Raw genomic sequence first — 14,589 nt, forward strand, 5'->3', positions numbered from 1 at the left:
GTAATCCTTCCAGTGCCGGGATGGCACTTGTGTGTAAATCCACCTGACCAGCTCAGGAGGCGTTGTGGTTTTTTAGTCTCTCGACTCGCCAAGCTGGTGGACGCGAGAAGAGAAACCCCCAACAACATGGGCCTTAGGGCAAGGCACATGCTCGTTAGCCTTTATTTAATTCATGACGCTAAGCCATGGATTAAATTACATATATTTGGCAATACTCGGTATCTTTTGGGCCGCTTCAAACACATGAGCTACCACGGCATCAATGCCCAGATCGGTACTGTCCAACACAATGGCATCATCCGCTGGCTTCAGCGGCGCAACCGTACGCTGCGTGTCGCGTGCGTCACGGGCTTGGATGTCATCGATTAGGGCGGCGAGACTAGCACTAAAGCCTCTTTCCAGCAATTGTTTGTAGCGACGCTCGGCTCTGGCCTCGGCCGACGCGGTGAGGAAAATCTTGAGCTCGGCGTCTGGGAAAACCACCGTGCCCATATCGCGCCCATCGGCGACCAGGCCCGGCGTTTCACGAAACGCTTGCTGACGCGCCATGAGCGCATCGCGTACACGAGGCAATGCAGCGACCTGGGAAGCCGCACGTCCGGCCTCCTCTGTGCGGATACTGTGAGTCACATCCTCGCCTTCCAGCAAGATTTGAGCCTCTCCAGACGCATCGAATAAAAATTGCACATCAAGATGAGCCGCTAATACTTCTAAGGCGGCCTCATTCGTCACGGCTACGGCATGACGCTCTGCCGCTGCACCCAATAAGCGATACAGCGCGCCTGAATCGAGCACATGAAAACCCAAACGGGTGGCCACACGATGAGCGATAGTGCCCTTACCCGATCCACTGGGGCCATCAATGGTGATGACCGGCGCTAGCAGGACGCGTGGGGACTTTTCGATTTCAGCACTCATGAATACGCTCAACAAAACATTAAAAAAGACTTACTCGCTGGCCGAAATGGCCAAGCCACAGCGTTTTGCTAGGCCGAGGAAATCTGGAAAACTGGTCGCCACGTTAGCGCAGTCACGAATCACAATGGGGCCGTTTGCGCGCAAACCCGCCATGGCAAAGGACATGGCAATTCGGTGGTCACCGTGGCTGACCACTTCACCACTGCCGAGCTGCCCGCCTTGAATGACGATGCCATCGGGTGTGGGCTCTGCGCTGATGCCCAAAATAGCCAGGCCATCGGCCATCACTTGAATACGGTCCGACTCTTTTACGCGCAGCTCTTCAGCACCGGTAAGTACCGTTGTGCCTTCTGCACAGGCAGCGGCAATAAACAGCGCTGGAAACTCATCAATTGCCAATGGCACTTGATCTTCCGGAATGTTAATGCCCTTCAGTTGTGCTGAGCGCACGCGGATATCCGCTACCGGTTCGCCGCCAATTTCGCGCTCGTTGAAGACTTCCAGATTGCCGCCCATGGCTTTCAGAATATTGATGACACCCACACGCGTGGGGTTAATGCCCACATGTTCCAGGGTTAAATCAGAGTTCGGGGCAATGGAAGCTGCAACTAGGAAAAACGCCGCCGAGGAAATATCTGAGGGCACATCAATCTTCGTTGCGGTGAGCTTGCCGCCACCGCGCAACGAGGCTGTAGCGCCCTGCACCTTCACTTCATAACCGAAGCCTTTCAGCATGCGCTCGGTATGGTCACGGGTCGGTGCAGGTTCGGTGACACTGGTTTCACCGTCAGCCCAGAGGCCAGCAAGCAATACACCGGACTTCACTTGGGCACTGGCCACAGGCATATCGTAATGGATGCCCTTGAGGCCGCCCTTAGCCGCCGTGCTAGCACCGTGAACGCTGACCGGAGGCGTGCCGCGCTCACCCGTGGTCTGGATATCCGCTCCCATTAAACGCAGAGGCTTGGCAATGCGCTCCATCGGGCGTTTGGTCAACGACGCGTCGCCAGTCATCACAGTATCGAAGGGTTGTGCCGACAAAATACCGGACAACAGACGCATGGAGGTACCGGAATTACCAACATAGAGTGGGCCAGGCGCAGGCTTTAGGCCGTGCAGACCAACGCCATGCACACGCACGCGACCGCGCTCCGGGCCCTCGATGACCACGCCCATGTCACGGAATGCCTGCAGGGTTGCTAGCGCGTCTTCGCCTTCGAGGAAGCCGGTTACTTCCGTAATGCCCTCTGCAATCGAGCCGAGCATGATGGAGCGATGCGAGATGGATTTGTCGCCCGGTACACGAATGCGGCCATTCATACGGCCTCCGGGCTGGACGGTATAGGTCAGATCTTTTTCGGCAGTCATGGGTTTCGCATAGGCCGTTCCGGCCAACATGTGGGTGAAGTGTTCTCGTGCCACACGGGCACGCGTGAAAATTCCGAGTAAAGCTTCGCTGTCACCCGTGGTAATGGCTTGGCGCAGTAGACGCGTGCCCGACTCAAAGCCATCCAAGGCCTCCAGAACGGCATCGCGATTCGCTAAGAAGATGTCATGCCACATGGTCGGATCGCTGCCGGCAATGCGGGTGAAGTCACGGAAACCGCCGGCGGCATAGCGGAAAATATCCAGGTTATTGGATTCACGCGCCAAGGTATCGACCAGTGAAAACGCCAGTAAGTGCGGCAAATGACTGGTCCGGGCTAGTACAGAGTCATGACGCTCAACGCTCATGGTTAGCACATCTGCCTGCGCCCTTTGCCACAGCGAGGTCACCAAAGCGAGGGCCTCGGCCTGCGTAGTCGGCAACGGCGTGAGAATGACCTTGTGGCCCGCAAAGAGATTGGCACGACCCGCAAGCACACCGCTTTGCTCAGAGCCTGCAATGGGATGGCCCGGAACAAACGTGGGAGGTACTTCGCCCCAGACGGCCTCGGCGGCAGCCACGACATTACCTTTTGTGCTGCCGACATCAGTTATCACTGCCTGCGCCGACAGTGCTGGCTTAATAGCGCGCAAAATGCTTTCTGTGGCATTAACAGGCATGGCCAAAATGACCAAGTCAGCGCCGCGCACGGCATCTGCCGGGTCCGCATAACCGATATCAATCAGCCCTAGCTGACGTGCCAGAGCCAAGGTCTGGCTGCTACGGCTAGCGGCGGTGATGCGCTCCACCAGCTGCTGCTCGCGCATAACGCGCGCCAAGCTGGAGCCGATGAGACCAAAGCCGACAAAAGCGACTTGGCGCAGTGGCCAGCGTGTCATGCCGGGCTCCGGCTGGCAGCAAGTACACGCGCCAAGGCCTCTAAGCCAAACTCATTTTCTTCAGCCAGGCCGATGGAAATACGTAAATGCCTTGGTAAACCGTAGTTGGCCACGGGTCGAACAATCACGCCTTCTCGCAGCAGGGCTTGAAACAGGGGGGCGGCGTCTTGCTGCATGTCGACGCATAGAAAATTTCCGCGCGAGGGAATGGCGCTGAGCCCAAGGGCCGCCAATCCCGTTAACCATTGCTGCATTCCCGCCTGATTCAAGTCGCGGGTTTTAGCCACGAACTCATCATCATTAATGGCTGCCGCAGCCGCAATTAGCGCCAAGCTATTAACATTAAATGGCTGGCGTACTCGATTGATAATGTTTGTTATTTCTGCCGAAGAAACAGCATAGCCAACGCGCAAAGAGGCCAAGCCATAAGCTTTCGCCAAGGTGCGGGACACGATCAAGTTGGGGTGCTTAGGCAGCTCTTTCAGGCCATCTAAAGCATCGGGTGCAGTCACAAACTCACCGTATGCTTCATCCAACACAACCACGATGTGCGCTGGCACTTGCGCCATGAATGCCGTGAAGTCAGCCGCTTCGAACCAAGTGCCCGTGGGGTTATTGGGGTTTGCCAGAAAGATGACTTTCGTGGCCGGCGTGATCGCAGCAGCCATGGCCGGTAAATCATGACCATAATGACGTGCCGGCACAGCGATTCCGCGCGCACCTACCGCTTGCACTGCCAAGGGATAAACCGCAAACGCATGTTCAGCAAAAATAGCGTCATCACCCTCGCCTAGAAACGCGCGAGCAACCAGCTCCAGCACATCATTAGAGCCATTGCCCAGCGTGATGCCATCCAAACTTAAGCCGAAACGCTGGCTTAACGCCTGCTTCAGGATAAAACCATTGCCATCGGGGTAACGGCCCAGCTCCACAGGATCACCCTGCACTGCTTGCTGCAAAGCAGCGAGTGCTTTTGGCGAGGGTCCGAGTGGGTTTTCATTGCTGGCTAACTTCACCACACGGGTCAGCCCCAACTCGCGCTGCAATTCATTAATAGGCTTGCCCGGCTGATAAGGCGCGAGGTGTTGGACACAGGGTCGTGCTTGCTGAAGAAATGGCGTCATGGCAGCGTTCTCAGAGCACAGCACGCGGGTAGGAACCCAGCCATTTCACTTGGCGCATACGCGGCTCAAGCTCAGCCATGACCTCTTTCACCAGCGGATCGTCTTGATGCCCTTCGAAATCAATGAAGAACACATAAGTCCACACATCATGCTTGCTCGGACGGCTTTCAATACGCGTTAAGTTAATACCGCGACGGTAGAAAGGCTCCAACAAGCTATAGAGCGCACCGGCTTCGTTATTGCGTACGGAGACGATGATGGAGCTCTTGTCATCTCCAGAGCGCGCTACCGACTCACGACCAATAATTAAGAATCGGGTCGTATTGTTCGGATTATCCTCAATGCGCTCGTGCAACTTCGTTAGACCGTAGAGCTCGGCAGCGGTTTCACCCGCAATCGCAGCCGAATGCCATTCGCCTTTAATCCGGCGCGCAGCCTCGGCATTGCTCGACACCGCCACGCGCTCTGCTTTTGGAAAATTCGCATCCAGCCATTTACGGCACTGCGCTAAAGACTGCTGATGCGAGTAAATGCGTGAAATTGACGCTAACTGCGTGCCTTCAGACACCAATAAATGGTGATGAATACGCAGCTCTACCTCGCCAATAATCTGCAGGTTCGAGTCCAAGAAAGAGTCTAGCGTATGGCTGACCATCCCTTCAGACGAGTTTTCTACAGGCACCACGCCATAATTGACGCTGCCAGCCGCCACTTCGCGGAAAACATCGTCAATATTGGCCAGCGGTACTGTTTGCACCGAGTGGCCGAAATGCTTCAGCGCCGCCGTTTGCGTAAAAGTGCCGTGAGGCCCCAGGAAAGCAATGCGCAGCGGATGTTCCAACGCCAAACAGGCCGACATGATTTCACGGAACAGGCGTGCCATCTCTTCGGGGTGTAACGGACCTTCATTACGCGCCATGACCTTGTTCAGCACCTGCGCTTCGCGCTCAGGGCGGTAAAACACCGTGGCGTCAGGCTCCGTGGCCTTTTTCACTTCGGCTACTTGCTGAGCGCAACGCGCACGGGCACTGATTAAACGCTGAATCTCAGCATCTATCCCGTCAATTTCGCTACGGATTAATTCCAAGCTGGGCAATTTTTCGCTCATGCTAGCCGCCTTCCTGAACTCAGATTAGCCATGACGACGGGCAAAATCGCCCATGAAATCGATCAGGGCATCTACTGCCGCTTCGGGCACCGCGTTGTACAAGCTGGCACGCATACCGCCCACCGAACGGTGGCCGGCCAAATTCAGCAGGCGCAGCTGCTCGGCTTCGGCCAAGAATGTTTTATCTAGCTTGGCATCCGCCAAGGTGAACGGCACATTCATGCGCGAGCGATTCGCTAGCGCAACTGGATTGGCATAGAAATCGGAGCCATCAATCGCGGCATACAGCTTGCGGGCTTTGCGGGCATTGAGCTCTGCCATCGCCGTCAGGCCGCCTTGCTGCTTCAGCCACTGAAAGACCAAGCCCGCTAAGTACCACGCGTAAGTCGGCGGCGTGTTGTACATCGAGCCGTTTTTAGCGGACACAGCATAATCCAGCAAAGTAGGCGTACCGGCCTTGACGTGACCCAGCAGGTCTTCACGCACAATGACCACGACAATGCCTGCCGGACCGATGTTTTTCTGAGCGCCTGCGTAGATCAAACCGAACTTAGACACATCTAAGGGTTCGGAAAGAATGCTTGACGAATAATCCGCCACTAAGGGCACATCCACCTGTGGGATGAAATCGAACTCAACGCCGTGGATGGTCTCATTCGGGGTGTAGTGCAGATAGGCCGCTTTAGGGTCGAGCTGCCAGGTGTTGAAGGCCGGTACGCTACGGAAATTGTTGGCCACATCAGTGGCCACCACGTTAACGCCCGCGTACTTACGCGCTTCTTCAATGGCTTTTTCTGACCAAACACCGGTGCAGACATAGTCTGCCGATGCGTGGCCACGCAACAAGTTCAGCGGCACTTGGGCAAATTGCAGTGTGGCGCCGCCCTGAAGGAACAGCACCTTGTAATTCGCTGGAATATTGAGCAGGTCGCGCAGATCCTGCTCTGCTTGCTCCGCAATACCCACAAAATCGGCACCGCGATGGCTCATTTCCATGATGGAGCAGCCACGCCCCTGCCAATCGACCAAATCAATCTGGGCTTGTTGCAACACGGCTTCCGGCAATGCAGCCGGGCCCGCGCAAAAGTTATACGCTCTCGTCATCTTGCACCGATGGGTCTGTGGACAAATTCTCAGTCGGGTCTGCCGCCTCGTCTGTTGGTGAGGCCAGCGCTGTTACTGCCTCGGCTTCGCCTTCAATGAAGTCGTCTTCTTCCACTTCATCTAAGCGCACCAAACCAACAAGCTTCTCGTTTTTACCCAGCTTAATCAGCGTGACACCTTGGGTATTACGAGACAGTACAGAGACTTCACTGACGCGGGTACGCACCAAAGTACCTTGATCAGAAATCAGCATAAGCTCATCTGAATCAATGACTTGGACAGCACCAATCAGCGCGCCATTACGATCACTGGTTTGCATGGCGATAACGCCTTGACCGCCACGACCGCGACGCGGGTATTCGGCCAACTCCGAACGCTTACCAAAGCCGTTCTCGGACGCTGTGAGGATTTTGGCACCCGTTTGCGGAATGATCATGGAGATCAAACGCTGACTTTCTGGTAATCGCATGCCACGAACACCACGCGCGGTACGACCCATGGTACGCACATGCTTTTCTTTAAAGCGAATCACTTTGCCGCCATCCGAGAACAACATGACTTCGGATGCACCGTTGGTAACTGCAACAGCAATTAAGGTATCGCCTTCATCGAGCTTCAAAGCGATGAGGCCACTGCTACGGGGACGGCTAAACTGTGACAGCAAGGTCTTTTTCACGGTGCCCGACGCGGTCGCCATGAAAATGTAGTCACCAGTGGGTTCATCTGTGCCCGTTACGCCCAAATCGGCCGCGTCGTCGCCCTCTTCGTCATCACCTTCTGGCAACGCATCAATGACGGTTTCGTCTAGCTCTTCATCATCTGCCAGCTCTTGATCGGCATAGGCCGCCAGATCAATGGGGAGCAGTGCTGTAACGCGCTCATTGGGAGCCAAGGGCAGAACGTTCACCAGCGGTCGGCCCTTGGAGCCACGGCTGGCTTGCGGCAGCTCATAAACCTTCAACCAATAGACCTTACCCGCACTGGTGAAGCAGAGCACGGTATCGTGCGTGCTGGCGACCAACAGGTGCTCGATATAGTCCTCATCTTTCATGCTGGTAGCGGACTTGCCGCGGCCGCCACGACGCTGGGCGCGATAATCGGTAATCGGCTGAATCTTGGCGTAACCGGTATGCGAAATGGTCAACACCACGTCTTCTTCGGTGATCAAATCTTCCAGCGTTAAATCGAGGCGCGTGGCGATAATCTCGGTACGACGCTTGTCACCGTAGAGTGCCAGGGTGTCGCGCAGCTCATCACGAATCACGTTTAAGAGGCGCTCAGGCTCCGCAAGAATCAATGCTAAAGCACTGATTTTAGTCAGAATTTCAGCATATTCCGCCACCAGCTTATCTTGCTCAAGACCGGTTAATCGGTTGAGGCGAAGATCCAGAATGGCCTGCGCTTGATCGGCCGACAAGGTATAGCGGCCATTATTGAAACCATAGGCCAGCGACAACCCTTCTGGTCGGCAGGCATGCACATCGCCGGCACGCTCAAGCATGCCTTCAACCGCACCTGGCAACCAGCTTTCGGCCATCAAGCGCTCTTTTGCCTCGCTCGGGCTAGGAGACTGCTTAATCAGCTCAATAACCGGATCGATATTGGCCAGTGCTACCGCCAAGCCTTCAAGAATATGGCCGCGCTCACGGGCTTTGCGTAGCTCAAAGACGGTACGGCGGGTCACGACTTCGCGGCGATGGCGCACAAAGGCTTCAAGAATCTGCTTGAGATTCATGATCTTAGGCTGACCATCTTCAATGGCCACCATGTTAATGCCAAACACGCTTTGCAGCTGCGTTTGCGCAAACAGGTTATTCACCACCACTTCCGCCATTTCACCGCGCTTCAGCTCGATGACAATGCGCATACCGTCTTTATCGGACTCATCACGCAGCTCGGAGATGCCCTCGAGTTTCTTCTCTTTCACCAGCTCAGCAATTTTCTCGATCACGCGAGCCTTGTTGAGCTGATACGGAATTTCCGTGAAAACAATGGTTTGGCGATTGGTCTTGGCATCGGTCTCGACATGGTGACGAGCGCGCATATAGATGCGGCCACGACCGGTGCGGTAAGCCTCAACAATACCAGCGCGACCATTGATGATGCCTGCGGTCGGGAAGTCTGGGCCGGTGATGTGCTGCATCAGGCCGTCAACATCGAGATCCGGATTGTCGATCAAGGCCAGCACGGCATTAATGACTTCGGTCATGTTGTGCGGCGGAATGTTGGTCGCCATGCCCACGGCAATACCGCTAGAGCCATTGACCAGCAAATTTGGCACACGCGTTGGCATGACCGCCGGAATCATCTCGGTGCCGTCGTAGTTCGGCACCCAATCCGTGGTTTCTTTATCGAGATCGGCGAGCAGGTCATGCGCGAGACGCGTCATGCGCACTTCGGTGTAACGCATAGCAGCGGCGTTGTCGCCGTCTACCGAACCGAAGTTGCCCTGACCATCGACCAGCAAATAGCGCAGCGAGAAGGGCTGCGCCATACGCACGATGGTGTCGTAAACGGCGGTATCGCCGTGCGGGTGGTATTTACCGATGACGTCGCCGACGACACGCGCCGACTTCTTATAGGCTTTATTCCAGTCGTTGCCGAGCTCGTGCATAGCGAACAGCACACGGCGGTGGACGGGCTTCAAACCATCGCGAACATCCGGCAGCGCACGCCCGACAATCACGCTCATGGCGTAGTCGAGGTAGGACTGACGAAGTTCGTCTTCGATATTGACCGGGAGGATTTCCATGGCAACGTCGGACATGCAGTTTTCTCTTATTTTTAAGCGTTGCAAAGCGCTGGAGTCTATCACATGTGATGGCTTTGCCGTAGTCACGAGCAACAACGAATGCCGCTATACTGCTCATCCAATTTCTTATCTGACAGACTGCACTTATGTCTCTTCCAGCTGACTTGCCGACAAACAATGTAGATCCCGCCGAAATTGCCAAATTCGAGGCGCTGGCTGCGCGCTGGTGGGATAACACCTCCGAATTTAAGCCACTGCACGACATCAATCCTTTACGCCTGAACTGGATAGACGAGCGCGTGGGTTTGGCTGGCAAACGCGTCCTGGACGTGGGTTGTGGCGGCGGAATTTTGTCGGAAAGCATGGCGCGTCGTGGCGCTGAAGTGTTGGGCATTGATATGGGCGCTGCGCCACTCGCCGTGGGCACTTTGCATGCCGAACAAATGGGCGTGAAATCGGTGGCCTATCGCCAAGTGACCGTGGAAGCGCTTGCGGCTGAACAGCCAGAAAGTTTCGACACCGTAACCTGCTTAGAAATGCTTGAGCACGTGCCAGACCCCTCAGCGATTGTTGCTGCCTGCATGCGTCTGGTTAAGCCCGGTGGCCGCGTCTTTTTCTCCACCCTAAACCGTAATCCGAAATCCTGGCTGTTTGCCATTGTTGGCGCCGAATATGTGCTGCGCATGCTGCCCCGCGGCACGCATGATTATCAGAAATTCATTCGACCTTCCGAGCTCGGTCAGTGGATTCGTGCAGCTGGCCTGCAACTTGATGAGATGACGGGCCTTCACTTCAACCCACTAAACGGCCGCTACTGGCTTGCACCCAATGTCGACGTCAACTACATGGTCGCCTGCACCAAACCTGCTGCGGAGCAGTCTTGAGCATGAGTCGTATTGCAGGGGTATTTTTTGATTTAGATGGCACTCTGGTGGATACCGCACCGGATTTCCATGCCGGCATCAACCGCCTCCGGTCGACGCATGGGCTGCCCGCTATGCCCTATGAGCCGATCCGTGCGGTGGTATCAGAGGGCGCAAAAGCGGTCGTTCGCACAGGCTTTCCACACGTCGCCCCCGACAGCGAGCAATCTGAGCAGCTAAGACTCGCGTTTCTCGCCGACTACATTGAGCATTTGGCTGACACCTCGGTGGTCTTTGCGGGCTTAGAAGAGTCACTGCAGTTGCTGGAGCGCTCGCACATTGCGTGGGGTGTGGTCACTAATAAGTCCAGCACCTACACGCGCCCTCTCATGCAGGCTTTGGGGCTGTCTGTTCGCAGTGCCGCCACGGTGTCTGCCGATGAGGTCGTGCATAGCAAGCCGCATCCGGAGCCCCTGTTTAAGGCCGCTACCATGGCGGGTGTGGATGCAAGCGCCTGTATTTATGTGGGCGATCATGCCCGTGATATTGAGGCCGGCCGCCGTGCCGGCATGCAGACTGTTGCCGTTGGCTGGGGTTACTTGCCCGAAGCCCACAGTCACACCACGTGGAATGCCGACGTCGTTTGCGATACGCCAGACGACTTTCTGCGCTGGCTGCAAGCACGTCTTGCCTGATTAACCCATCACCTGTTTTAACGATGAGAGTGCTTTGATGCAAAATTATGTTGCTGCTGCTGACCTGCTGAAAAATCGGGTTCTGCTCATTACCGGCGCCAGTGCCGGCATTGGCCGCGTGGCCGCCCTCACCTGTGCCGCGCATGGCGCCACCGTGATTTTACTCGGCCGGGACAATGACAAGCTCAATGCCGTCTACGACGAGATCGTCTCTGCGGGTCATCCAACACCGGCCATTCTTACCCTGGATCTGAGCCAGGCCAGTGCTGCTAGCTGCCGCGAAGTTGCAGACGTGATTGAGACCACCTTTGGTCGTTTAGATGGCATCCTGCATAACGCAGCGGTACTGGGCGAAATCACACCGCTGGAAATGTATGACCCCGATACCTGGGATTTCGTGATGAATGTGAACTTGCGCGCACCATTTGTGCTGACGCAGGCACTACTGCCCCTGCTCAAGCAATCGCCAGATGCCAGTGTGGTCATGACCAGCAGCAGCGTGGGTCGCCGTGCTCGCGCCTTCTGGGGCGCATATGCCATCTCTAAGTGTGGCGTTGAAGGCTTGGTGCAGATGCTCTCGGATGAGTTGGCAGCAATTTCAGCCATACGCGTGAACGCCATTAATCCTGGCGGCACGCGCACCAATATGCGGGCCAGTGCCTATCCAGGCGAAAATCCTCAGTCGGTAAAAGCGCCAGAAGAGTTGATGCCGCTGTACCTGTATTTGCTTGGCCCAGACAGCGCCGGCATTAGCGGTCAGTCTTTCGACGCACAGCCGGTACGCGCCAGCACAACAGGATGATTTAGAGGTGCTTATGCCACGGTTCATCCCGTGGCTTAAGCTCTTCGATATCTGCCAAATGCACTTCCAGTGCACGGCAAGAGATCAGTACTTCGCGCAACGACAGTGCCAGCGCCAAAAACATCAGCAGCAGACTCACCACAAAGGCCACCACGCCTGCCCCTTTAAAGCCCAACAACAGTAAGCCAATGCAGAGAATGCAAATGGCCAAACTGAGCACGCCACAGGCTTGCATGTCACGAATCAACAGCAGGCGATTACGCAAATTGCCCAGCTGCGCCAGGATTTGCGGATCGGGTTGGCGCTTGTACTGATCATGCAAATTGCGGATCAGGCTGGCGAGCCCCAGGAAGCGATTGGTGAACGCCAGCAACAGCAAGGAAATTGCCGGGAACAGGATTGAAGGAGTGCTGACTTCAATATCCATGATTCAGCTCAACGGTTGTTGTCGGACGAATCATCCGGCTTGCGACCATCACGCTTTTGTTGACGTAAATAGCCGCCTTTGCGGGGGGCATCAGTCGTCATTTGTGTGTTGCTTTGCGGACGCGAAATACGCGACGGCTTGCTGCGCTCGCCACTCTTCGCTGCTTCTTCCGGCGTGCGACGCTGGCGCTGCTGCGATACCGGACGCGCCGGCAACGGATTCTCTTTCTGCTTCTCGACACGACGCTTGGTGATGCCGAACAGGCCGGTACCGCCACGACGCGGACGCAGCTCAACCGCGCCCAGCAGGTTGTCGATGTCGGGCTTGTCGAGCTCGATCCAACGACCGGTACGCAGCTCGCGCGGCAGCTTCTGCGTGCCATAGCGGGTACGCAGCAAACGGCTGACCTTCAGTTCCTGCGACTCAAACAGACGGCGCACTTCGCGGTTGCGACCTTCCTTCACCACGACTTGCCACCAACGGTTGAAGCCCTCGCCGCCCAGCTCCGAGACGCTCTCGAACTTTGCGGGGCCATCATCGAGCTCAACGCCCTCACAGAGCGTGCGCTGCATGTCGGGGGTCAGTGTGCCCATCACGCGCACAGCGTACTCACGCTCGATGCCGCTGGAGGGGTGCATCAGGCGGTTGGCAAACTCACCATCATTGGTGAACAGCAGCAAGCCGGTACTGTTGATGTCGAGACGGCCGACCATGACCCAGCGCTCGTCCTTGATGCGCGGCAGGTTGTCGAACACGGTCGGGCGACCTTCCGGGTCATGACGCGAGCAAATCTCACCTTCCGGCTTGTAGTAGGCAATGACACGACGACGCAATTCATTCACCACGGAGAAATGCACGAGACGGCCATCCAGACGCAGCTCATCTTTTTCCTCAATGCGGTCGCCGAGTTTGGCAATAGCGCCATTCACACTGACGCGGCCATCAACAATGGCCTGCTCCATGTGACGACGCGAACCGAGGCCGGTACGGGCGAGGACTTTCTGCAGTTTTTCACTCATGGTTTGCTTGTTCCAGTTCAGCAGCAATCTCGGAGAGATCGCGAAGGTTGGCCAAGGCCGGCAGATCAGCCAGGCCCTGTAAATTAAAATCGTCGAGGAAGGTTTTCGTGGTGGCAAACAGCGCTGGTCTTCCCGGCACTTCCTTATGGCCCGCCACCCGAATCCATTCTCGCTCTAGCAAGGTTTTCACAATGGCTGTGCTCACCGTCACGCCACGAATGTCTTCAATCTCAGAGCGCGTGATGGGCTGGCGATAGGCAATCAGCGCCAAGGTCTCTAGTAGGGCTCGCGAATAGCGCTGTGGGCGTTCTTCCCATAACCGGCTGACCCAAGGGCCAACATCGGTACGTACCTGGAAGCGCCAGCCGGAAGCGACTTGCTGCAACAGCACGCCGCGTTCGCTGTAGTCGGACTGCAGCGCATTTAAAATGGCGCGCAAACTGCCAGCATCGGGGCGTGCGCCCTCCTCAAACAACGCTTGCAGCTGCTCTATGCTTAGCGCTCGACCGGCCGCAAATAATGCGCCTTCCACAATGGCTTTTAGTTCATCAGGCGTCATCGAACGCAGCCTCCTCATCGAGTTCAGTGGGTTCGATCTCGACGTCTTCGCCGAGGTCTAGCGCATGGCCCCGGGCATCGCCAACGCGAGCGCGAACATGAATATCGGCAAACGCTTCGGTCTGCACCAGATCAATCAGGCCTTCCTTGACCAACTCCAGAATGGCCATGAACGACACCACTACACCGAGGCGTCCCTCTTCGACCGTAAACAGAGAAACAAAGGGCAGAAAGCCCTCACCCCGCAGTTTGTCGAGCATCTGGCTCATGCGCTCACGCATGGACAGACCCTCCTTGGATATCTGGTGCGACTCATAAAGGTCGGCACGGCGCAACACGTCCTGCAACGCCAGCAGTAACTCACGCAACTCCACGGTCGGTGGTGTCTTTTGGCGGCTGAAGTCCGGCTGCTGGGCAACAGCAACAAAAAAGTCGCGGCCCTCGCAAGGCAAGCTGTCGATGTGCGCAGCCGCCTGTTTAAAACGCTCGTATTCCTGCAGGCGGCGAATCAGCTCGGCACGCGGATCAATTTCTTCTTCACCGTCAGGCGTTTTCAGTCTGGGCAGCAATAGTCGTGACTTGATCTCGCCCAGCCAAGCCGCCATCAGAAGGTATTCGGCCGCAAGGTCGAAATTGAGCTGCTTCATCAGCTCCACATAGTCGAGGTACTGATGCGTGATTCGAGCAACGGGAATATCAAGAATGTCGAGGTTCTGAGCACGGATCAGGTAGAGCAACAGATCCAGCGGGCCTTCGAAGGTTTCGAGAAAGACCTGCAAGGCATCAGGCGGGATATATAAATCGTCGGGTAACGAGGTAATTAATTCGCCTTTTACGCGCGCGATCGTGAGCAATTCAGCAGGTGCGGTCACCTGCGGCTCGGGCGTTGCGGAGACTTCAGATGTCGTCTCGGATGTTATAGAAGCCGAATCCATGACTGGTTCGGCTGCACTA

13 protein-coding genes are annotated in these 14,589 nt (G+C 56.2%); 3 read left to right on the forward strand and 10 right to left on the reverse strand.

Features of this window, described 5'->3' with window-relative positions; genetic code table 11:
• Positions 1 to 195 precede the first annotated feature (195 nt).
• The 6 genes from cmk to gyrA are packed head-to-tail and all read right to left on the reverse strand — an operon-like array spanning position 196 to position 9,286.
• Complete coding sequence (gene cmk / locus A8710_RS07545; RefSeq protein ID WP_068859331.1) at positions 196 to 918, reverse strand: (d)CMP kinase; 723 nt, start codon at positions 916 to 918, stop codon at positions 196 to 198.
• Between the two features lie 30 nt (positions 919 to 948).
• Complete coding sequence (locus A8710_RS07550) at positions 949 to 3,183, reverse strand: bifunctional prephenate dehydrogenase/3-phosphoshikimate 1-carboxyvinyltransferase (RefSeq protein WP_068859333.1); 2,235 nt, start codon at positions 3,181 to 3,183, stop codon at positions 949 to 951.
• Positions 3,180 to 4,307, reverse strand: a complete 1,128-nt coding sequence (gene hisC / locus A8710_RS07555) for a histidinol-phosphate transaminase (protein ID WP_068859335.1) — start codon at positions 4,305 to 4,307, stop codon at positions 3,180 to 3,182. The genes A8710_RS07550 and hisC overlap by 4 nt, the downstream gene beginning before the upstream one ends.
• Before the next feature lie 10 nt (positions 4,308 to 4,317).
• Positions 4,318 to 5,415: a prephenate dehydratase gene (gene pheA, locus A8710_RS07560; RefSeq protein WP_068859338.1), complete on the reverse strand. Its 1,098-nt coding sequence runs from the start codon at positions 5,413 to 5,415 to the stop codon at positions 4,318 to 4,320.
• A 24-nt stretch (positions 5,416 to 5,439) separates the two neighbouring features.
• Positions 5,440 to 6,519 (reverse strand): 3-phosphoserine/phosphohydroxythreonine transaminase, encoded by a 1,080-nt coding sequence (gene serC, locus A8710_RS07565; RefSeq protein WP_068859340.1) that lies wholly within the window; start codon positions 6,517 to 6,519, stop codon positions 5,440 to 5,442.
• On the reverse strand, positions 6,503 to 9,286 hold the full coding sequence (gene gyrA, locus A8710_RS07570; protein ID WP_068859342.1) for a DNA gyrase subunit A: 2,784 nt from the start codon (positions 9,284 to 9,286) through the stop codon (positions 6,503 to 6,505). The genes serC and gyrA overlap by 17 nt, the downstream gene beginning before the upstream one ends.
• A 131-nt stretch (positions 9,287 to 9,417) precedes the next feature.
• On the opposite strand from gyrA, the gene ubiG reads away from it, so the two are divergent.
• Genes ubiG through A8710_RS07585 form a run of 3 tightly spaced genes read left to right on the forward strand, consistent with a single transcriptional unit; the run spans position 9,418 to position 11,631 of the window.
• Complete coding sequence (ubiG, locus tag A8710_RS07575) at positions 9,418 to 10,155, forward strand: bifunctional 2-polyprenyl-6-hydroxyphenol methylase/3-demethylubiquinol 3-O-methyltransferase UbiG (RefSeq protein ID WP_068859344.1); 738 nt, start codon at positions 9,418 to 9,420, stop codon at positions 10,153 to 10,155.
• Positions 10,156 to 10,157: 2 nt separating this feature from the next.
• Positions 10,158 to 10,829, forward strand: a complete 672-nt coding sequence (locus tag A8710_RS07580) for an HAD family hydrolase (RefSeq protein WP_068859346.1) — start codon at positions 10,158 to 10,160, stop codon at positions 10,827 to 10,829.
• Positions 10,830 to 10,866: 37 nt separating this feature from the next.
• Positions 10,867 to 11,631 carry a YciK family oxidoreductase gene (locus tag A8710_RS07585; RefSeq protein ID WP_068859348.1) on the forward strand — a complete coding sequence of 255 codons (765 nt, stop codon included), beginning with the start codon at positions 10,867 to 10,869 and terminating at the stop codon, positions 11,629 to 11,631.
• Between the two features lies 1 nt (position 11,632).
• Here A8710_RS07585 and A8710_RS07590 read toward each other — a convergent pair whose 3' ends face one another.
• From A8710_RS07590 to A8710_RS07605, 4 genes are read right to left on the reverse strand one after another with little or no spacing between them, the layout of a single operon-like run.
• Positions 11,633 to 12,058, reverse strand: a complete 426-nt coding sequence (locus tag A8710_RS07590; protein ID WP_068859350.1) for a DUF2721 domain-containing protein — start codon at positions 12,056 to 12,058, stop codon at positions 11,633 to 11,635.
• An 8-nt stretch (positions 12,059 to 12,066) separates the two neighbouring features.
• Complete coding sequence (rluB, locus tag A8710_RS07595) at positions 12,067 to 13,077, reverse strand: 23S rRNA pseudouridine(2605) synthase RluB (protein ID WP_082968729.1); 1,011 nt, start codon at positions 13,075 to 13,077, stop codon at positions 12,067 to 12,069.
• Positions 13,070 to 13,636: an SMC-Scp complex subunit ScpB gene (gene scpB, locus A8710_RS07600; protein WP_068859351.1), complete on the reverse strand. Its 567-nt coding sequence runs from the start codon at positions 13,634 to 13,636 to the stop codon at positions 13,070 to 13,072. Before scpB ends, rluB begins: the two co-directional genes overlap by 8 nt.
• Positions 13,626 to 14,570 carry a segregation and condensation protein A gene (locus A8710_RS07605; protein ID WP_094078699.1) on the reverse strand — a complete coding sequence of 315 codons (945 nt, stop codon included), beginning with the start codon at positions 14,568 to 14,570 and terminating at the stop codon, positions 13,626 to 13,628. The genes scpB and A8710_RS07605 overlap by 11 nt, the downstream gene beginning before the upstream one ends.
• Positions 14,571 to 14,589: the final 19 nt, after the last annotated feature.

It is taken from the genome of Perlucidibaca aquatica (assembly GCF_001676655.1).
GTDB classification, from domain to species: Bacteria; Pseudomonadota; Gammaproteobacteria; order Pseudomonadales; family Moraxellaceae; genus Perlucidibaca; species Perlucidibaca aquatica.